This is a genomic window from Frankia sp. CeCAU1 (assembly GCF_977971845.1).
The window spans coordinates 17,201-36,381 of record NZ_CDWWXA010000039.1; the positions used below are offsets into that span (position 1 = coordinate 17,201).

The 19,181-nt window shown below is 68.8% G+C and carries 16 protein-coding genes and 1 other RNA gene; 10 read left to right on the plus strand and 7 right to left on the minus strand.

Features of this window, described 5'->3' with window-relative positions; all coding sequences use genetic code 11:
• The first annotated feature begins 536 nt into the window (after positions 1–536).
• Positions 537–1,373: a polysaccharide deacetylase family protein gene (locus AC08OO_RS09665; protein ID WP_476607303.1), complete on the plus strand. Its 837-nt coding sequence runs from the start codon at positions 537–539 to the stop codon at positions 1,371–1,373.
• Positions 1,374–1,427: 54 nt separating this feature from the next.
• Here the strand turns inward: AC08OO_RS09665 and AC08OO_RS09670 are convergent, their stop codons facing one another.
• The gene (locus AC08OO_RS09670; protein WP_476609909.1) at positions 1,428–2,534 is read right to left on the minus strand and encodes a uroporphyrinogen-III synthase; all 1,107 of its coding nucleotides are present in this window, start codon (positions 2,532–2,534) and stop codon (positions 1,428–1,430) included.
• Positions 2,535–2,995: 461 nt separating this feature from the next.
• Between AC08OO_RS09670 and nirB the strand changes: the two genes are divergently transcribed.
• The 3 genes from nirB to cobA all read left to right on the plus strand — a co-directional run bounded on the left by nirB (position 2,996) and on the right by cobA (position 6,962).
• Positions 2,996–5,644, plus strand: coding sequence for a nitrite reductase large subunit NirB (gene nirB, locus AC08OO_RS09675; RefSeq protein WP_476618431.1), 2,649 nt, complete (start codon positions 2,996–2,998; stop codon positions 5,642–5,644).
• Positions 5,645–5,680: 36 nt separating this feature from the next.
• Complete coding sequence (gene nirD / locus AC08OO_RS09680; RefSeq protein ID WP_011435248.1) at positions 5,681–6,025, plus strand: nitrite reductase small subunit NirD; 345 nt, start codon at positions 5,681–5,683, stop codon at positions 6,023–6,025.
• 106 nt (positions 6,026–6,131) lie between these two features.
• A complete protein-coding gene (gene cobA, locus AC08OO_RS09685; RefSeq protein WP_476609898.1) occupies positions 6,132–6,962 on the plus strand; it encodes a uroporphyrinogen-III C-methyltransferase in 831 nt (276 codons plus the stop codon).
• Here the strand turns inward: cobA and AC08OO_RS09690 are convergent.
• Positions 6,927–7,112 (minus strand): hypothetical protein, encoded by a 186-nt coding sequence (locus AC08OO_RS09690; protein WP_476609897.1) that lies wholly within the window; start codon positions 7,110–7,112, stop codon positions 6,927–6,929. The genes cobA and AC08OO_RS09690 overlap by 36 nt on opposite strands.
• A 299-nt stretch (positions 7,113–7,411) precedes the next feature.
• Between AC08OO_RS09690 and ftsE the strand changes: the two genes are divergently transcribed.
• Both ftsE and ftsX read left to right on the plus strand, forming a co-directional pair.
• Entirely contained in the window at positions 7,412–8,158 is a 747-nt protein-coding gene (gene ftsE, locus AC08OO_RS09695; RefSeq protein WP_476607307.1) for a cell division ATP-binding protein FtsE, read from the plus strand.
• Positions 8,158–9,030 carry a permease-like cell division protein FtsX gene (gene ftsX / locus AC08OO_RS09700; protein WP_011435252.1) on the plus strand — a complete coding sequence of 291 codons (873 nt, stop codon included), beginning with the start codon at positions 8,158–8,160 and terminating at the stop codon, positions 9,028–9,030. The genes ftsE and ftsX overlap by 1 nt, the downstream gene beginning before the upstream one ends.
• On the opposite strand, the gene AC08OO_RS09705 is transcribed toward ftsX, so the two are convergent.
• A complete protein-coding gene (locus AC08OO_RS09705) occupies positions 9,015–10,364 on the minus strand; it encodes an HNH endonuclease signature motif containing protein (protein ID WP_108913676.1) in 1,350 nt (449 codons plus the stop codon). The genes ftsX and AC08OO_RS09705 overlap by 16 nt on opposite strands.
• 603 nt (positions 10,365–10,967) lie before the next feature.
• Between AC08OO_RS09705 and smpB the strand changes: the two genes are divergently transcribed.
• The 3 genes from smpB (at position 10,968) to AC08OO_RS09720 (ending at position 14,028) form a co-directional block, all read left to right on the plus strand.
• Entirely contained in the window at positions 10,968–11,447 is a 480-nt protein-coding gene (smpB, locus tag AC08OO_RS09710) for an SsrA-binding protein SmpB (protein ID WP_085003355.1), read from the plus strand.
• A gap of 130 nt (positions 11,448–11,577) precedes the next feature.
• Positions 11,578–13,011: a THUMP-like domain-containing protein gene (locus tag AC08OO_RS09715; RefSeq protein WP_476609896.1), complete on the plus strand. Its 1,434-nt coding sequence runs from the start codon at positions 11,578–11,580 to the stop codon at positions 13,009–13,011.
• A gap of 108 nt (positions 13,012–13,119) precedes the next feature.
• The gene (locus tag AC08OO_RS09720; RefSeq protein ID WP_476608350.1) at positions 13,120–14,028 is read left to right on the plus strand and encodes an NAD(P)-dependent oxidoreductase; all 909 of its coding nucleotides are present in this window, start codon (positions 13,120–13,122) and stop codon (positions 14,026–14,028) included.
• On the opposite strand, the gene AC08OO_RS09725 is transcribed toward AC08OO_RS09720, so the two are convergent.
• Positions 14,029–14,757, minus strand: a complete 729-nt coding sequence (locus AC08OO_RS09725) for a YoaK family protein (RefSeq protein ID WP_476609895.1) — start codon at positions 14,755–14,757, stop codon at positions 14,029–14,031.
• Between the two features lie 95 nt (positions 14,758–14,852).
• On the minus strand, positions 14,853–15,326 hold the full coding sequence (locus AC08OO_RS09730) for a VOC family protein (RefSeq protein WP_476609894.1): 474 nt from the start codon (positions 15,324–15,326) through the stop codon (positions 14,853–14,855).
• A gap of 317 nt (positions 15,327–15,643) precedes the next feature.
• Between AC08OO_RS09730 and ssrA the strand changes: the two genes are divergently transcribed.
• Positions 15,644–16,017, plus strand: a transfer-messenger RNA (tmRNA) gene (gene ssrA, locus AC08OO_RS09735).
• Positions 16,018–16,275: 258 nt separating this feature from the next.
• On the opposite strand, the gene AC08OO_RS09740 is transcribed toward ssrA, so the two are convergent.
• Both AC08OO_RS09740 and AC08OO_RS09745 read right to left on the minus strand, forming a co-directional pair.
• The gene (locus tag AC08OO_RS09740) at positions 16,276–17,682 is read right to left on the minus strand and encodes a recombinase family protein (RefSeq protein WP_476609893.1); all 1,407 of its coding nucleotides are present in this window, start codon (positions 17,680–17,682) and stop codon (positions 16,276–16,278) included.
• Positions 17,683–18,388: 706 nt separating this feature from the next.
• The coding region (locus tag AC08OO_RS09745; RefSeq protein ID WP_476618432.1) for a recombinase family protein at positions 18,389–19,181 on the minus strand (793 nt) is incomplete at its 5' end.

Here is a 19,181-nt window from a genome sequence, read left to right on the forward strand (position 1 = left end):
GCTCGTGGCCCGGCGAGACGATGAGCGCCCGGAGCCCGGAGCCCGGAGCCCGGAGCCCGGCGCTCCGGTTCCGGAGTTCCGGAGTTCCGGAGTTCCGGGGGTCTGGAGATCCCCCGTTTCCGGGACGGCATCCAAATGTCGCCTGCCTCTCGGGGAACGGACGGTGAAAAGACAAAGATCCGGCCGTGGTGGGAACGTCGGTGTGACGTAGGCCCGGCCGGCGGCTCGGCTCGGCTCGGCGTCGGGGAAGGACTCACCGGATCTCCTGACGCCATTGGCATGCCGGGTATACACGTGTAGAGTTCCGGGTAGTTCGCGGACCGTTCGATTTTTTAGTTTCGGTGTCTTGATCTGGTCCGCCTACTGCTTCACCCGATGGGATGTACGCCCGTGTCACCTGGTCGTTCACAATTGCGAACCGCTGTCGCGGAGGGAGTGCGGTCTGTGTCCCTGCACACGAATGCACACATGTATATGTGTGGAAATAACGGTGCAAATCCGGGCAAGATGGCCAGTCTCGCCGGTACGGGAACGCCGTGACCTCCCTGGCGCCTGCGGCGTCCGGCGCCGCAGGCGGCGTGTTCGACGGTGCGCCCACGATGCCCCTGCCCGTCCTTATGTACCACGGCGTCGGTGATTCGGTGAGTGCGGACTTCCGACGCTGGGAGGTCCCTCCCGGTGCCTTCGCAGAGCAGCTCGAGGCCCTCGTCGAAAGCGGCTACCACCTCACCGGTCTCACTGACGCGCTGGCGCATCCCACCCGCCGCCAGGTGGTGATTACCTTTGAGAACGGCTTCGAGGACTTCGTCACCACCGCGGTGCCCGCTCTGCGGGCGATCGGGGCCAGCGCTACCCTGTATGTGCCGACCGCCTTCGTCGGCCGGCGCGCCACCTGGCTGGATGGCTACACCGAGCGCAACCTCCCCCTGTTGGACTGGTCCGACCTCGCCGCGCTCGCCGGGGAGGGCATCGAGCTTGGCTCGCACGGTCACCGTCATCTGGAGCTCGACGTGGTGCCGACCGCTCTGGCGCGGTACGACGTCACCGCCAGCCGGCGGCTGATCGAGGAGAGAACCGGCCGGCGTCCGGACAGCTTCTGCTACCCCTTCGGTTATCACTGTGCGGCGGTGCGCCATGTCGTCGCGGCCGCCGGGTTCGAATCAGCCTGTGAGGTCGGATACCGCATTCATCAACCGACGCTGTCCCGGTTCGCCATCAGCCGATTGATCGTCAATCGGGCCGCTGGGGCGGCCGACATCCTTCGGCTCGTTTCCCAGGGGCATCGCGACGCCCTGCTCAGCGTCCGGCGAGGACTGCAGTCGGGGTGGCGGGCATATCGAGCGGCGCGCTGGCGGCTCGGCCGAGGCGCCTGACGACGGGGGCGCGGGAAACTGGAGTCCGGGGCCCGGCGGTTGCCGCGTGCTCTCTCACACGACCGCGAGCCGATAGCCCCGCTTGATGACGGTCTCGACCGCGCAGCCGGCTGGTCCCAGCGCGGTGCGTAACCGGGCGACGGTCATCTCGACCGCGTGTTCGTCGGTCAGCCCGGCCGTGCCCGTCCGGCGCAGCAGCTCGGCTCGGGACAGCACCCGGCCGGGACGCTCGGTCAGCGCGTCGAGGACTGCCGCGGTCCTGGGTGCGAGCATCACCGGCTCGCCGTTGACGATCACTGCCGCGCCCTGGACCCGCAGCACGTGCCCCGCGGCCTCGACGGTCCGCACCCGGCGACGCGGGAGCTCGTCGGACAGCGTGCGCACGAGTGCTCCGAGCCGGAACCGGTCCGGGGTCACCGTCGCCACGCCCTGCCGTTCGAGGGGGGCGGCACAGACCGGACCCACGCACACGGGTAGCACCTCGCCACGCAGCGCGGTCAACAGTTCGTCGAACTGTCCCATCTCCCGGGCGATCCGTAGCAGGCTCACCACGGCGGGCGCGCTGGTGAAGGTGACCGCGGAGACCCCGCCGGTGACGATGAGTTCGACCATCCGGCGGACCGGCCGCAGATCGTCCGGCGGTTCCCACCGGTACACCGGTATCTCGACGACCTCGGCACCCGCCGCGCGCAGTCCCTCGACCATGTCTGGCAATGGCTCGCCGTGTAGCTGCACCGCGATGCGCAGCCCGGCCAGGTTCTCCGTGAGCAGATGGGCGACGAGCTCGGCGCCGGATTCCGAGCGGGGCGACCAGCACTCGGTCAGCCCCGCGGCCCGGACGGCGCCGGTGACCTTCGGCCCGCGGGTGAACAGCCGGGCGCCGTCCAGCCGGTCGCGCAGCCGCTCGCCGAGCCCCCAGCCCTCGGCGGCCTCCACCCAGCCGCGGAAGCCGATTGCCGTCGTGGCGATCACCGCGTCCAGCGGCCGGGTGAGGCACTCCCGGGTCGCGGCGAGCAGCAGGCTGTCGTCGGCGAGCGGCACTATGCGCAGGGCCGGGGCATGGACCACCCGGGCTCCGCGCCGTTCGAGGAGGTTCGCGAGCTCGTCGCGGCGACGCGCGGCCGTGACCCCGACGGTGAAGCCGAGCAGCGGTGGCAGCACGGCGCTGACGGCCGGCTCCCTCGATGTCGCCGACGCCGGGAACGTCCCGGGTGCGCTGGTGGTTTCGGGCGGGCTGGTGGTTTCGGGTGTTCCGGCGGTCCCGGGTGCGCCGGACCGGTCGCCAGCGTCGGGCCGCCCGGGACTACGGATTGTCACAAGGCAACCTCCTGGCCTGGGGTCCCGCGCCGATCCCCCGGTCACCGCAGGATCGGCCACGGCCATGTCCACGCGCTTGCCGGTGTGCAACGCCGGTGTTAACCGGCACGGTTGCGTATTCACGACGTCCGCATCGAGCGTTCGTCGGGCATCTCACATCCCGTCGTGTCGTGGAGTGCATGCCTTGTAGCCGGACCGACCTGACTTCGAGTCGGCGTTGACATCCTGGGTTCGTACGGTTCTGGTCGTAGCGGGTGGCCGTTCGGACCGGCACCCATCGGTTCGGACGTGCGGGTGGTGCGCGGATGTCTTCTCGATCACTGGTGGTCGTCGGCCACGGCATGGTGGGGCATCGGTTGTTGGCGGCGCTGCGGGACCGCGACGTCGAGGGGCGATGGGATGTCACGGTCCTCGCCGAGGAACCTCGGCCCGCCTATGACCGGGTGGGCCTCTCGGCGTACTTCACCGGGGCGACCGCGGAGGACCTCAGCCTCGTCGAGGACGGATTCCTTGAGCACCCCCGGCTGCGAGTGCGTCTCGGTGAACCGGTCGTCGCCGTCGATCGGGCTGCCCGGACGGTGACCACCGGTGCCGGCCGCACCTACCGGTACGACGTGCTGGTGCTTGCGACCGGTTCCTACCCGTTCGTCCCGCCGGTACCCGGCCGGGAGGCCACCGGCTGCCACGTCTACCGCACGATCGAGGACCTGGATGCGATCTCCGCCTCGGCGCGCGGCAGCCGGACCGGGACCGGTGTGGTCGTCGGTGGCGGCCTGCTCGGCCTGGAGGCGGCGAACGCGCTGCGTAGCCTGGGGTTGGCCACCCACGTCGTCGAGTTCGCGCCCCGGCTGATGCCGGCCCAGGTCGACGAGGCCGGCGGGCAGACACTGCGAGCCCACATCACCGGGCTCGGGATCGGCGTCCACACCGACACGGCCACCGAGCGGATCGAGGCCGATGCCGACGGGCGGGTCGCCCGAATGGTCTTCGCCCGTCACCCCGAGGGGCTGGCCGGCCTCGACACCGACGTCGTCGTGTTCTCGGCGGGGATCCGCCCGCGGGACGCTCTGGCCCGCGAGTGCGGACTCGACGTCGGGGATCGCGGTGGCATCGTCGTCGACGAGGGCTGCCGCACCAGCGACGAGCACATCTACGCCGTCGGCGAGTGCGCCCTGGCGGCGGGACGGGTGTACGGGCTGGTCGCACCCGGATACGCGATGGCCGAGGTCGTCGCGGACCGTCTGCTTGGCGGCGACGCGACCTTCACCGGTGCCGACATGTCGACCAAGCTCAAGTTGCTCGGCGTCGATGTCGCGAGCTTCGGGGACGCCTTCGGGACGACTCCCGGTGCGCTGCCTATCACGTTCGCCGACCCGGTGGCCAAGGTCTACAAGAAGCTGGTGCTCTCCGACGACGCGCGTAGCGTCCTCGGTGGCATCCTCGTCGGCGACGCGGGGGAGTACGGAACGTTGCGGGCCATGGTCGGCTCCGCCGGGGTCGTGCCGGACGATCCCGCGCGGCTCATCCTGCCGGCCGGCGACGTCGCCGGGGCCGGCGGCTCCGGGGCCGGGGTGGCGCTCTCCGCCGGGGCGCAGATCTGCTCGTGCAACAATGTCACCCACGGTCAGATCTGCGCCGCGATCAGCGAGAATGGTCTTACCGACGTCGCTGGGATCAAGGGGTGCACCAACGCGGGCACGAGCTGTGGCAGCTGCGTGCCGATGCTCAGGACGATCCTCGGCCAGCAGCTCGCCGCTGCGGGCCTCGAAGTGTCGAAGGCGCTGTGCGAGCACTTCGACGTCAGCCGGGCCGAACTGTTCGAGATCGTCCGGGTGCGGGGGATCACGACGTTCTCGCAGCTGATCGCCGAGCACGGTCGGGGCCGGGGCTGCGAGGTCTGCCGGCCGGTGGTGGCCTCGATTCTTGCCTCCCTCTACAACGGGTACGTCCTAGTCGGCGAGCAGGCCGCCCTGCAGGACACCAACGACCACCTGCTCGCGAACATGCAGAAGGACGGCACGTACTCGGTCGTCCCCCGGCTGCCCGGCGGCGAGGTCACGCCCGAGACGCTCATCCTGATTGGCGAGGTGGCCCGGGACTTCAACCTCTATACGAAGATCACTGGCGGGCAGCGCATCGACCTCTTCGGCGCCCGGGCCGAGCAGCTGCCGAAGATCTGGAAGCGGCTGACCGACGCCGGACTCGAGTCCGGACACGCCTACGGCAAGGCGTTGCGGACGGTGAAGTCCTGCGTCGGGGAGACCTGGTGCCGCTACGGCGTACAGGACTCCACCACGTTGGCCGTCGACCTGGAGCTACGCTACCGCGGCCTGCGATCCCCTCACAAGATCAAAATGGCGGTCTCCGGCTGTGCCCGGGAATGCGCGGAGGCGCGGTCCAAGGACGTCGGGGTGATCGCCACCGAGCAGGGCTGGAACCTGTACCTGGGCGGCAACGGCGGTCATCGGCCCCGGCACGCGGAGCTGTTCGCCTCCGACCTCGACACCGAGACGCTCGTCCGCTACATCGACCGTTTTCTGATGTTCTATGTGCGCACCGCCGATCGCCTCCAGCGCACCGCGCCGTGGGTGGAGAGCCTCGACGGCGGCCTTGGGCATGTCCGTGAGGTCATCGTCGATGACTCGCTGGGCATCTGCGCCGAGCTTGACACGGCCATGGCTTACCACGTCGCGACCTATCAGGACGAGTGGAAGACGACGCTGGCCGATCCGGCGGCACTGCGCCGGTTCGCCTCGTTCGTCAACGCCCCCGAGGCGGCCGACCCCGACGTCATCCACGTCCTCGAACGCGGCCAGCCCCGGCCGGCCCGCCCGGCCGAGCGGGCGGCCCTCATCGCCGGTGCCACGCTACCCGTGGTGGCTGACCGTTTCCTTGCCTATCCAGGCTCCTTGCCTATCCAGAGGGACGAAACGGACACAAAAGCCTCTGGATAGGCAAGTAGGCGCATCACGGACGATTTGGAGGCCGCCATGATCTGGACCGACATCTGTGCCCTGGACGATCTGACTCCCGATCGCGGCGTGGCCGCGCTCGTCAACGGCGCCCAAGTAGCCATCTTCCGGCTGAGCGACGGTCCCGTGCTCGCCGTCGGCAACGCCGACCCGATCGGCCTGGCCAACGTGCTCTCCCGGGGTCTCGTCGGCTCCCGCGGAGACCGGGCCGTGGTCTTCTCGCCGTTGCACAAGCAGGCGTTCGACCTGGCGACGGGGGAGTGCCTTGATGCCGAGGGGGTGCGCATCCCCGTCTACCCGGTGCAGGTGCAGGACGGTCGGGTGCTGGTCGGCCCCGTCGCGGCGGCCCGGCCGGTCAGCTGAGGCGATCAGTCGGGCGATCAGCCGAAACGGTCGGCTACAGTGATCGGCCCCGAACGGGCTGGTCAGGCCGCACACTGGGAGAAAGCCGACGCGGGAGGGGACGAAGATGACCGGTGCGCAGACAGCCCCGGGCGGATGGGTGGCCCTTGTCGGTGGCGGTCCCGGGCGGGCGGATCTGATCACCGTACGCGGTCTACGGCTGCTCCAGGCTGCGGATGTCGTGGTGGTCGACCGGCTGGCTCCCCATGAACTGCTGGACGAGGTGCGACCCGGTACCGAGATCATCGATGCAGGCAAGGCGCCGCACGGTCACAACCTGACCCAGGACGAGATCAACGCGGTGGTCGTCGATCGGGGACTGCGCGGGTTCGGTGTCGTCCGGCTCAAGGGCGGCGATCCGTTCGTCTTCGGTCGTGGCGGCGAGGAGGCTCTGGCCTGCGCCGCGGCCGGCCTGCCCTGCGAGATCGTCCCCGGGGTGACGAGCGCCGTCGCGGTCCCCGCGCTCGCCGGGATCCCGGTGACCCACCGGGGCGTCACCCAGGACGTGGCCGTCGTCAGCGGCCACATCGATCCTTCGCATCCCGGTTCCACTGCCGACTGGGACGCGCTCGCTACCGGTCCGGGCACGGTCGTCGTGCTGATGGGCGTCGGGGCACTCTTTGAGATCAGTCACGAGCTGGTGAAGCGGGGCCGCCGGCCGGAGACTCCGACCGCGGTGATCCACGCTGGCGGGACAGCCGATGAGAAGATCATCATCGGGCCCCTGGTGGATATCGCCCAGCTTGCGGCCGAAGCCGCGATCAGTTCTCCCGCGGTCATCGTAATCGGAGATGTGGTTACGCTACGTGATCGCCTTGCAGGCGTGATAGGTACCGTCGGGGCGGTCCCAGCGTGGCCGGGCTCAAGAGACGTGACGGGCGGCGAGGACCGCCAGTAGCATCACGATCGCGATCAGCACGACGATCACCTGCGGTGACATCTGGAAGAAGTTCTGGCGCAGATACTCGCGCGAGGCGCGGCAGGTGGGACACCGGCCTTCGACCACTAGTCCGGCGCAGCGCGCGCAGACGAGATCCTCGCTGCCCATGGCGCCTCCTTCCCACCCGTGACGGATGCCATGATCGGGCGATCGTCGCACTTCCCCGGGATGGGGACAACACCCGGACGTTCCGGATGGAGCACGACCGCTGGCGACGCGCACGATCGACTTCCACGTTACGCCCGCGCACGGTGGCGTGCCGCTCCGTCAAAGGTCGATCGATCGGGCGGGCGGCGACCCGTCCGGGCTGTTCCCGGAGATTCCGGTCGGGCGTAACCTGCGGTCCCCGACCTTCGTCACGCCCTACCATGCGGCTACTGAAAGTCATAGGCGTGTGGGAAGGCGCAATGATTGTTTTGAGTTCCGTGAGCAAGCGGTACCCGAACGGCGACCGGCCGGCGCTGGTCGATGTCACCGCGGAGATCGGTGCCGGTGAGTTCGTCTTCCTCGTGGGTCCGTCCGGATCGGGTAAGACCACATTGCTGCGATTGCTGCTGCGGGAGGAACGAGCGACGTCCGGCCGGGTGCTGGTGGCTGGCCGTGACGTCGCGCGGATCCCGGACCGCGGGGTGCCCCAGTTGCGCCGGCTGGTCGGCTGTGTCTTCCAGGACTTTCGCCTGCTACCGAATCGGACCGTAACGGCGAACATCGCGTTCGCCCTCGACGTGGTCGGCCGTCCTCGGCATGTCGTGCGCAGCGTCGTGCCGGAGGCACTCGACCTGGTCGGCCTCGCGGAGAAGGCGGACCGGTATCCCGACGAACTCTCCGGAGGCGAACAGCAGCGGGTCGCGATCGCCCGGGCGTTCGTTGGCCGTCCTCGGATCCTGCTGGCCGACGAGCCGACCGGCAACCTCGATCCGAACACCAGCATCGAGATCGTGAACCTGCTCGACACTGTTCATCAGGCCGGCACCACCGTCGTGATGGCCACCCACAACGCGTCGCTCGTCAACGCGATGCGCCGCCGGGTGCTCGAGCTGAGCGACGGCGCGCTGATCCGGGACGAGGCTCGCGGGCGTTACAACCAGGATGATCTGGCGGTGCCGATGATTCCCCGGCCCCGGCCCAGGGTGCCGGCCGACCGGGTCCGCTGATGCGACCGGGTCTGCTGGCGTCGCTGCTGTGGACGGGCCTGCGCCGCAACCTGGCGATGACCTGTGCCATGATCATAACTGTCACGATCTGCCTGGCGTTGCTGGGGTCGGGCCTGCTCCTGCGGGCGCAGGTGCACACCATCGACGACTTCCTGCTCGACCAGATCGAGGTCGTCGTTGATCTCTCCGATGGCATCACCCCGGGCGAGCGGTCTGCCCTCGATGCCGAGATCGCGGCGGATCCACTGGTCGCCGACGTGCGGTACGAAAGCAAACAGCAGGTGTACGACCGTTTCCGCCGGGACTTCCGTGGATCGCCCGACGTCCTCGCCGGTGTCGGACCCGACGACCTGCCCGCGGCGCTACGACTCACGCTTACCGATCCGCGAGCGGCCCGCGACATCGTCGTCACCTACACCGGCCTCGACGGGGTGGAAGCTGTTCGCGACCAGCGCGGCCTGCTTGACCCGTTGTACCGGTTCCTCGACGCCTTCACCGCGGGCGCTTTCGCCCTCGCCGGCGTGCAGGCCCTGGCGTCCTTCGCCCTCATCTACACGATGATCCGGATCTCGGCGCACGCCCGGCGACGGGAGACTTCGATCATGAAGATGGTCGGTGCTTCCAACGGAACAATCCGGGCTCCGTTCGTCTTGGAGATCGCGGCGGTGGGGCTGGTTGGCGGGCTGCTCGCCACGGGCGTGCTTGCGTTGGCGAAGATCTACCTGGTGGACGGCCGGTTCGCGAAGCAGACGATGTTCCCCCTGTTCGGTTGGTCGGCGGTCTGGGAGACCGCGGCCGTCGTGCTGGGGGTCGGTGTGCTCGCCGCCGCCGTGATGGCTTCGGTGGCGCTCCGCCGTCATCTGCGGGTCTGAGGCGTCATCCGTCGCTCGGCCCCGGTTCGCTTCGATTCGAACTGGACATCATCCTCGATGAATACTTCCTTGAGATAATCTTCGGGTGACACCTCATATTGGCGTCCCTCCGGGCTCGTCCAGGTGAAATGTCCAGGCCTGGGCTGGCACACGGACCATCCCTTCTGCGTGGATTGATCGGGAGATGATGTGCCCGGCCGCCCCGGTCTTCTCGTAGCTCCTTGCTTGGCGTCACGCCTAGGCCGCTTTTCACCCGAGTGTTTCAGCCGGTGATGCCTCCGGCATTTTGGCCCGAGGTTCCGCTCGCTCGTCTGGCCACCTCGACGATGCGGCCTGGTATGATCAAGGTCGCAGTGAATGGAAGGCTGCTCGCATCCCGGAAAGACACATGTAGGGTTTCGAGTTCGGACATGACGAGCCAGGGCGGCCGAGGGAAAGCGACGCCGGCTGACCTCCAGAACTCGTCCTTCCGGCGGATCCATCAGTATCCGCCGCCATGTGCATCGGGGGTTCTCGGCCATCTCGCGAACGAGTCCGGCCGGTATCGGGCCATAACCGGGAAGTTCCGCCGGCCGTTCCGACATACCCAGCAGACAGGAAGCCGACACGACCACCTGCATCTCGATACTGACACGGTCACGATCCCGCCCCATCAGCAGGTCGTAGAAAACGTCGGCCCGACGCTGCTCGAGCCCGCGACCGTCCTGCGCACCGCCCGCTCTCCTCGCCAGAAGGTCCACTCGTCGAAACGCCGCGAGCATGCGGTCCGCCGGAAGCGAGGCCGAGATGCGGCCCATACCATCCGGCTCGGCCCGCACTGTCACCCGACGTGCCTTCGTCGCCCTGCGGCGACGCTGTTCCGCGCCCTGAGGGTCTACCAGCACCACACGCCGTCGAACGGCGGCCGCGAACGCTGCGTGGCTCGGCCGCCCACCCCGGCGCAGAACTGTCTCCGCCACGTCCGCGGCCTGGTCGTCCGACAGGTTGGCCGTCAGTCGTTCCAGCACGGTCAGCCGCTGGGAATCTAGCTCACCATGTTCCAGAGCAGTCAGCGCTGCCGGCATGCGGCGGACGACGCCGACCGCGAAACCCAACTGTTTGTTTCCCGCCGCTGATGACATTCTCAGCTCGGCGGCCAGTTCGTCTCCCGCGAACTCGTGAAATCCCCTGGCAACCCCGCTCTCATCCTCTTCCGTGGGCGGCCGTAGCTGCGCGAACCTCGCTCTCACGAGCAGCCGTGCCGCCTCCCAGCGCGCGATCTCCCGACCGATCTCCACATCTGCCCGGAGGCATCCGTCCGCGTCGAGTTCAGCTACACGATGACCATAAACCATCGATGAGTCCAGATGACGGGAAAGGGAACCACGGTCGTCGACTCCGGTATCGCGGGGGCCCAGGGCCTCTGCTTCCTCGCGCGGGCTGGACTCGCCTGAACTGGACTCGCCCGGACTGGACTGTGAGCCGGGCCGAAGCGATGAACCGGGTCTGGTCACTGGATGCATCATGCCGCCTGTCATGGGTGCGTAGAGGGAGCGGTTGGATCTGCCGGCAGGAATCGCCGCCGATCCGCCTGAACACTCTGGTCATCGAACGTGTGTTCGAGTATAGTACTCGCTGGCACCGTTCATCAAGTCCATCGTCATCAAGTCCGTCGTCTCGACGGCCGAGCAAGCTCGACAGCCGAGCAAGGAGTTGGAAGGTGCTGAACGCCCAGGTCGCGCCGCCGCGGCGGCTCCTCCGCGGGGCGCGCTGACGGCGCTCGTCGCCCTACGGAGCGCTCGGCGACGTCACCCGGGCCACGCTGGCGACCGACGATGGCGCTCACATGATCGATACCATGGGTGTCCTCGCGGTGGAGCCGGCGTGTCACCGACGCGGGAGGCAGGACGTAGGTTCGGAGAAGATTTCGCGAACGGTGTGGGAAGAGGGACAGGACAGTGCCGAGGGAGACGGGGCGCAGACTGATCGCGCAGAACAAGCGCGCCCGGCATGACTACGACATCCTCGACACCTACGAGGCTGGGCTGGTGCTCCGTGGCACCGAGGTGAAGGCGCTGCGGGCCGGGCGGGCCTCGCTCGTCGACGGGTTCGCCCAGATCAACGATGGTGAGATCTGGCTGCACAACGTGCACATCCCCGAGTACACCGAGGGGACCTGGACGAACCACGCTCCCCGCCGCAAGCGCAAGATGCTGCTGCACCGGGCGGAGATCGAAAAGCTGGTCGGTAAGACCCAGGAGGGTGGGCTCACGCTGGTCCCGCTCTCGCTCTACTGGAAGGACGGGCGGGCGAAGATCGAAATCGCGCTGGCGCGTGGCCGCAAGTCCTACGACAAACGGCACGCGATCGCGGAGCGGGACGCGGCCCGGGAGATCGGCCGGGCGATGGGCCGCCGAGCCAAGGGGCGCTACCTCTGACTAGCCAGCCGTCCATGACACCGTCCGTGGTGCCGCCGATGTTCCTGTCGACGTTTCTGTCGATGTTCCCGTCGTCGTTATCTCGTCGTCGTGCCGCGGATTCGCCGGTTCCGGCAGCATCCGGGTCGCCGTGACCGCCTCCGACGGCGACCGGCTGGCGCAGTTCGAGGCCCTGCTGAGCGCCCAGGGTAAGGCGGTGCTGGCGGCGGCGGTCGCGGCATTCGCCGAGGATGAGCGTGCCGGTGGAGGCGCGGCCCGGGAACTGGCTGTCGGTGCCCGCCTGCGCGCCGAGGGCGTGTCCCCCGCGCTCCTCGCCGCCGCGTTCACTCAGGCGGAGCTGAGGCGGCGCGCGATGGTCAAGTTTGCTCGGGCCGATCGGATGTTCTTCACCCGAGCCGGGTTGGAACAAGCGTCCTCGCAAGCGGCGGCCGAGCATCGGGCCGCGCGGTTCGCCGGTCTGTGCCGGCTCGCCGACCTGTGCACGGGGATCGGCGGGGACGCGTTGGCCCTCGCGCGGGGCCGGGAGATCATGCTCGTCGACCGGGATCCGGTTCATCTGCGGATGGCCGCGCTCAACGTCGCCGTCCACGCGGTCGAGGGCACGACGGCGCTGCCCACGACGGCGCTGCCCACGACCGCGCCGCCCACGGGATCGACCGTGCCGACGGGATGCCTCGAGACGCGCCTGTCCGACGTGCGGGAGGTGGACCTCTCCGGATGCGACGCCGTGTTCGTCGATCCGGCCCGGCGTGCCGGCGACCGTCGGTTGGTGTCGCGGGCGAGCGAGCCGCCGCTGGCCTGGTGCTTCGGGCTTGCCGACAAGGTTGCGGCCGTCGCGGTGAAGGCCGCGCCAGGGCTGGCGACGGAGCTGGTTCCCCCCGGCTGGGAGATCGAGTTCGTGGCCGACGGACGGGATCTCAAGGAGGCCGTGCTGTTTTCACCGGCCCTCGCGACCGCCCCGCGTCGCGCCACTGTGCTGCCCGGGCCGGGCGGCTCGGCGTCCCTGCGGGCCGGGGGAGCGCCGGTGAGCCTCACCGGGACCCCGGATCCAGTCGTCCCGGCGGATACGGGTCCGGCGGGTCCGGCGGGTCCGGCGGGTCGGGTCGGCGAGGCCGCCGGTCGGGTAGCGGCTCCGGGCCGGTTCCTCCACGATCCGAACCCGGCGGTCACTCGGGCGGGCCTGGTCGGCGAGCTCGGGCGGCGCCTCGGAGCCTGGCAGATTGATCCGATGATCGCCTTCCTGACCTCCGACGAGGCAGTGACGACCCCCTTCGCCCGCCTGCTGCGCATCGAGGCCGAGCTGCCCTTCGACGTGCGCCGGATCGCGGACCTGTTGCGGTCTCGTGAGATCGGGTCGCTGGACGTCCGGCGACGCGGCCTCGCCGGCGACGTCGAGGAGATCCGCCGCCGGTTGCTACCCCGCCGTCGTGATCTGATTCCCGCTGGACCGGCCGTCACCGTGGTAATGACGAGGCTGCGTGGAGCTCCCTGGGCCTTCGTCTGCACCCCGGTATCGGATGTCGGGGGTATCGGATGTCGGGGCGGTGGCGACCGACTCTCATGACCGACCGACTCTCATGCTCTCGTGACCGACCGACTCTCATGACCGACCGACTCTCATGACCGACCGATCCCGGTGGACGCCATCGGGGGCGAAACAGGAGTGACGTTCATGCGTGTTGCCTTCGTCGGACTGGGCACGATGGGATTTCCCATGGCCGGTCACCTGGTTCGGGCCGGGTTCTCCACCACCGCGTTCAATCGCACGGCCGCGACCGCGGCACGCTGGGCCGAGGAACATTCCGGCCGGATCGCGCCGTCGCCCGCCGCCGCGGCGACCGAGGTCGACGTCGTCTGCCTCTGCGTCGGTGCCGATGACGACGTCCGCGAGGTCGTCCTCGGTGCCGACGGGGTGCTGGGAGCGCTTCGGCCCGGTGCGATCATTGTCGATCACACGACGACCTCCGCGGAACTCGCGGAGGAGATCGCGGCGCGCACCGCCGAGGTCGGCGTCGGTTTCGTCGACGCCCCGGTTTCCGGCGGGGAGGCGGGTGCCATGGCCGGCCTGCTGAGCATCATGTGCGGTGGGGATCCTGAGACGATCGAGCGGGCCAGGCCGGTGCTCGCCGCCTACGGCGCGACCATCACGAGGATCGGGCCGGTCGGTAGCGGACAACTCGCCAAGATGGTCAATCAGATTCTGGTGGCGGGAGCCGTCGAAGGGGCGGCCGAGGCCATCAACTTTGCTATTGCCGCCGGTCTGGACACCGATCTGGTGCTTTCCGCCGTGGCCGGCGGCGCCGCCAACTCGTGGTACCTGGCGAATCGTGGTCAGACCATGGTGCGCGACGAGTTCGATTTCGGGTTTGCGGTCGACTGGATGCGCAAGGATCTGCGGATCTGCCTTGCCGAGGCGGGCCGGCGTGGTATCCCGCTGCCGATGATCGAGCTGGCTGAGCGGGATCTCGCAGCTGCCCAGGCGGATGGCGAGGGCGGTCTCGACACGACGGTCGTCATCCGGCAGCGGCGCCGTGCGACCAGGCCGGGTGGCGCGGGTGGCGAAGCCTCTCCGGCTTCCTGATCATGGCGCCGCAACGGTGCCGGTCACTGTGGCGATCAGGCAGCCGGTGACGGTACCGGTCGCCAGGACGAGCGGGACGATCCGGCCGAGATGGAGCAGGCACAGGCCCCCGATCAGGGCTCCGGCGAACATGGCGACGGGGCCGGCGAACCGCCGCGCCCGCCGCGCCCGCCGCGCCCCACCGCAGCCCGTTCCTCCGCCGAGCCGGGAGCCGATGATGATCCCGGTCAACGTGCTGGTCAGCACATTCGTCGGGATGTCCGGAACGGCCATCCGCCGAGCCGTCGCGTGCTGCAGGCCCATCGCGAGGGCCAGCGGGAGGATGACGGCATAGGGCCGGGCCCTGGGGATATCGGGGATCTCGGGTTCCGTACCGAGTCCCTGGGTGACCAGCGTGGCGATCAGCGCGCCGGCCATCAGCCCGGTCTGCGCGGCCATCGCGATGATCAGCCACGAGAAGCGACGACCGCCGATTATGGTCACCGTGCCGATCCGTCCGGCGATGACGGCTCCGGCCAGGAAGCCAGCCAGGGCCAGCGCAGACAGGTCGGCGGACAGGCCCGGGGCCCCGGCCAGCGCAAAGGCCAGCAGGACGACGTTTCCGGTCATGTTGGCCACGAACACCCGGCCGAGTCCGAGAAAACTGACCGCGTCGACGAGACCGCTGAGGATCGCCAACGTCACCAGCAGAGTCGGCAGCCGCCGACGCTGGTCGGGGGACGGTCGCATGGGCACAGTTTCACCGAGCGACGGCCCGTGCGGCGGAAGGCGGGAACTCCCGGCGCCTCTGATCTCGGCGGCTCTGATCTGATCTTCTGATCAGATCAGAGCCGCAACGGACGGACCGGAGCCGCGGCGAGCGCGGGAGTGCTCCGCCAGTCGACCCCGGGAACGTCGATGTAGAGCTCGATCTCGTTGCCATCCGGGTCGAGGATGTACAAGCTGTGGGTGACCGTGTGATCCGACGCGCCGACGATGGTCACATCCGCGTCGTGCAGACGGGCGAGCACCGCGCGCAGCTCGTCGTCGCTGTCGCCAACCTTCAGCCCGAAGTGGTACAACCCCACCCGCCGGCCCTGGGGTATGGCCGCCGCGTCCTCGCCGACCTCGATGAGGAGCAGCTCGTGGTGGGTGCGTCCGGAGGAGAACGCGGCGGCGGGGGCCCGCAGTGGGTTGCCGTCCGCGCCCGCCGGGTCGGGAAAGATCTGCCGCCAGCCGAGTACGTCCCGGTAGAAGGCGCTGGAACGCTCGATGTCCCGGACGTAGAGGACGAGATGTCCCAGTTCCTTGATCTCCACGGTGATCTCCCGAGGCGCTGGTCGTCTGGTAGCCGTTATCCATACAACAACTCCGTACAACGACGTTGCCCGCGACGGCATGCCCACGGGGCCGGGCCGTCGTGACGCGCGCCCGCCACGGCCGCCACGGCCGCCACATCGGAAACCCGTTGGTACGCGGGGTGCCCGACGTGGGAACATGGAGCCGGCGTCCGAGCGTTGGACGCAGTGACGCGCGCGATGGGTCGGGTTGGCAGGAGCGTCTGTTGGCTGGCGTCTGCGTCTGCGTCTGCGTCTGCGTCTGCGGTACACTGAAACGTCATAACTGATCAGAACTTGGGGGTGACCGGCTTCGACTCCGGACGTCGAGGCAGGGGAAGCGGGCCGAGGATGAGCGGTTATCTCGTTAACGATCCGTTCAGAACAACAGCTGCCAACAAGACGCAGCCCACTACCCCCACTTACGCGCTCGCCGCTTAAGAGGGACTAGGTAGTCGTCAGTCTGGGAGAGCCTCCGGCCCAGAATCTGACGTCGCTAGGAGGATCACCGGCTGACCTGGTCGCGGGGTCGGTCGGGACATCAAACAGCGACTGAGCCTATGTCGGCTTGCCTGCGTGTCCGACGAGGCTGAGAAACAAGTAGCAGGATGCGCCCGGAGAAGCCCTGTGTCGGGGCCGGAGGACGCGGGTTCGATTCCCGCCACCTCCACCCATGTAGGCATTGCGCGAACCGCTCCCTTCGGGGGCGTTGTGGCTGGTAGGACGGCTGCGGCGCCCCTGTAGGGGGCGGGGGACGTGGCTGGTTGGGTCGGCTTCGGCTGGCTGGTGTCTACGTTGGCGACGTCCCTTGGAGCGTCGGGTCCGAGGACCTTGAAGATCGGTGTGAGCCGGTCAGGTCCGGTGATCTTGACTTCGGCGACCAAGGCTTCGATGAGGGCCTTGCGCCCGAGGTCGTCGCCTGTCTCAATGATCATTTCGATGTGTCGGGCGACTGCGCGAAGGCTGGAGCGGGCCGGCATGGCGGGTTCGTGGTCGATCTCTTCGGTGAGCTCGGCCTGCCGTTGCCGGAGCTGCTGCTGCTTGGTGCGTAGTGCTTCGAGGCGTGTGGCGAGTGTCTCGTCGTCGAGGGTACCGCGCTCGAAGGCGCCCATGTAACGGTCGATGGCCTGGTCGGTCTGGGTGAGTTCGGTCTCGATGGTGGCGAGTTCGGCCGCGTGGTCGGATCGGGCGTCGCGGTGGCTGCGCTGGGCTTTGGTGACGGCGTCGGCGATGAGCTGCTGGTTGTCGCGGTAGAAGCTGGCGAGGGCGGTGAGCACGGCGTAGTCAACGGCGTCGGCGTCGAGGCGGGGGCATCGCATTCGTGGCGGTTGTAGCGGTTGCGGGTGTGGCAGGTGTAGTGGCGGTAGGTGTGGTTGCGGCCGGTCGCGCGGGTGCCGATGAGGGCTGTGCCGCACTGGGGGCAGCGCATCCGGCCGGTGAGGTAGTAGTCGGAGGGGTTGGAGGCCCGGCGTGAGATCGACTCGCTGCGTTCGGTGAGGATCTTCTGAGCGGCGTTGAACGTCTCCTCGTCGATGATCGGTTCGTGGGTGCCTTCGACGGTGATCTCGCGGAAGGTCAGTTCACCGAGGTAGATCCGGTTGTCGAGCATGCGCAGGATCTGGTTGGCGGACCAGGGGCCGCCGACGGTGGTACGCAGGCCGCGCCTGTTCAGGGCGCTGGCGATGGCCTTGGTCCCGAGGCGGTCGCGGACGTACAGGTCGAAGATCAGTCGGACGATCGTGGCTTCGGTGGCATCGATGATGAGCTTTTTGGCGATCTTGTCGACCTGGTAGCCGAAGGGGCGCCGTCCGCCTTTCCACAGGCCCTTGGCGGCCTTGCGTTCCATCCCGGCGATGACCCGGTCGATGATCATGTCGCGTTCGAACTGGGCGAACATCGCCAGTATCTGGAGGAGCATGCGGCCGATGGGGGTGGCGGTGTCGAACGGCTCCGTGGCTGAGCGGAACACGACCCCGGCCTGTTCGAGTTCTTCGAGGAGATCGACGGTGTCGCGCAGGCTGCGGGAGAGCCGGTCGACGCGGTAGACGAGCAGGACGTCGATGAGTCCGTTGCGGGCGGCGGCCAGGGCCCGCTGGAGGTCCTTGCGTTCGGTGGTGGCGCCGGAGGCGTCGTCGGCGAACCGCAGGGCGACGATCCAGTTGGGTTGGGAGTCGACGTAGGAGCGCAGCCGTTCTTCCTGGGCCTCGATCGTGTAGGGCTGGTTCTCGTCGTCGGTGGAGCGGCGCAGGTAGATCCCGACCCGGACGATCTCGGGTTGCGCGGCGACGGCCTGCTTGGTGCGTTTCGCGGTGGTACGGCGCGCGGTCGAGCGCGGCATGGTGAGGTCCCTTCCTTCCCGGATGGGGTGTGCTGAGGTGCTGCGGTCGGCCTATTCCTGGGGCCGCCGGTGTCGGTTTCCCCAGCGGCCGGCGGGTCGGACCGGAATCCGGCAGCAGGCTGCTCCGGGCGGGTCGACCTGGATGATGGCGGCGTGGACTGAGAGGAAGGAAAGTGCTTTTTCCTGCTGTTCTGTCAGGGACCAGCACCCGTGGTCGGTGCCGTGCCGGAGATAGAGGACAACCGGCACGGCACCGGGAACGTGTGTGGAGTTCGACCCCGTCTTCAGGGTGGACCGTCGGGCTGAAAATGGGCGTAGCATACCGACCCTTCTTTCTGGATTTTCGAAGATGGTTCACGTGAAGGGAGAGCCGGCCCGGGTGTCAGCCTGTCTTTTTCGGCACCGTGTTCGGTGCCCCTCTCCTTTCCCACTGTAGGACAAGTTCGGCCAGAGCGGACACTGCCGCGTCGTATTCCTCGGCGGTCATATCTACGGTCTCGATGCGTTCGATTTTCACCTGGCGGGCAACGTCCCGCCGTCCGTAGAAACGCGCCCCGGAGCTTTCTGCGACCGGACGGTGCATTCCCTCCCCGTTTCGGGGTGAGGAGGCCGTCACGGCAGCACCTCCAGACCGCCGTGCCGCGATCCGCGGGCCAGGCCGCTCGGCCGGATGAAACGAGAACCGTGCCGCGGTGGTGTCGTCACGTCACCGCCCGTGGCTTCCGCTGTCATTTCCCGGCTCACCTGTGGGGGCGGCGGGGAACTCCCAGGGCGGCAGATGCGGGCTGATGATCGCGGTTTCGGGGGTGGCGAGGAGCTGGGCGCGGAAGAACGTGCGCCCGTCGATGATCGGCTGGTGGGCGTGCAGGCAGATGATCCATTGCTCGGGTGGGACGGGCTGGCCGGCGTGGGTGCGGCCCCAGACGGTGGCGCCGGTGTAGACGGGGTTGGCCAGAACGCGGGCGACGTTGGTGGAGGTCAGCTGCCACGGCCGCCCGGTGGCAGGGCTCACCAGCGGGACCAGACGGTGGTTGTGGACGGTGCGGAGGCGGGTGGCGATGCCGCGGGGGGTGAGCTCGTCCTCGACACGCCACTGGTAGATCGTTCCGATGATGTAGGCGGGGCCGGGGGCGATGACGAGGCGGATGCCCTGGCGCACCCGCCCGTCGGTGCCGAGTTCGGTGATGCGGCGGGGCCGGTAGCCGAGGGGGACGGGTCCGAGGTGGAAACCGGCGCGGACCAGGTCGATCTGGGCGGCGCGGGCCCGTTCGGTGGTCCAGGCGTGATGGTCCGCGAGCAGGAGTGCCTGCCGCGCGGCACGGGTGGTGCGGCGGTGGGTCAGGCGCCACCACCAGCTGGGCCGGCCGGCCGGCGTGGGCGGGGCGGGCGGCAGCGTGGGGATGGGCAGGTGGTCGGACATGCGGGGCTCCAGCCAGAGCGAGAGCTGGCCGGGGCGGCGTGAGCACACCCCGCCCCGGCCAGGGGAGGGGTGGTCTAGG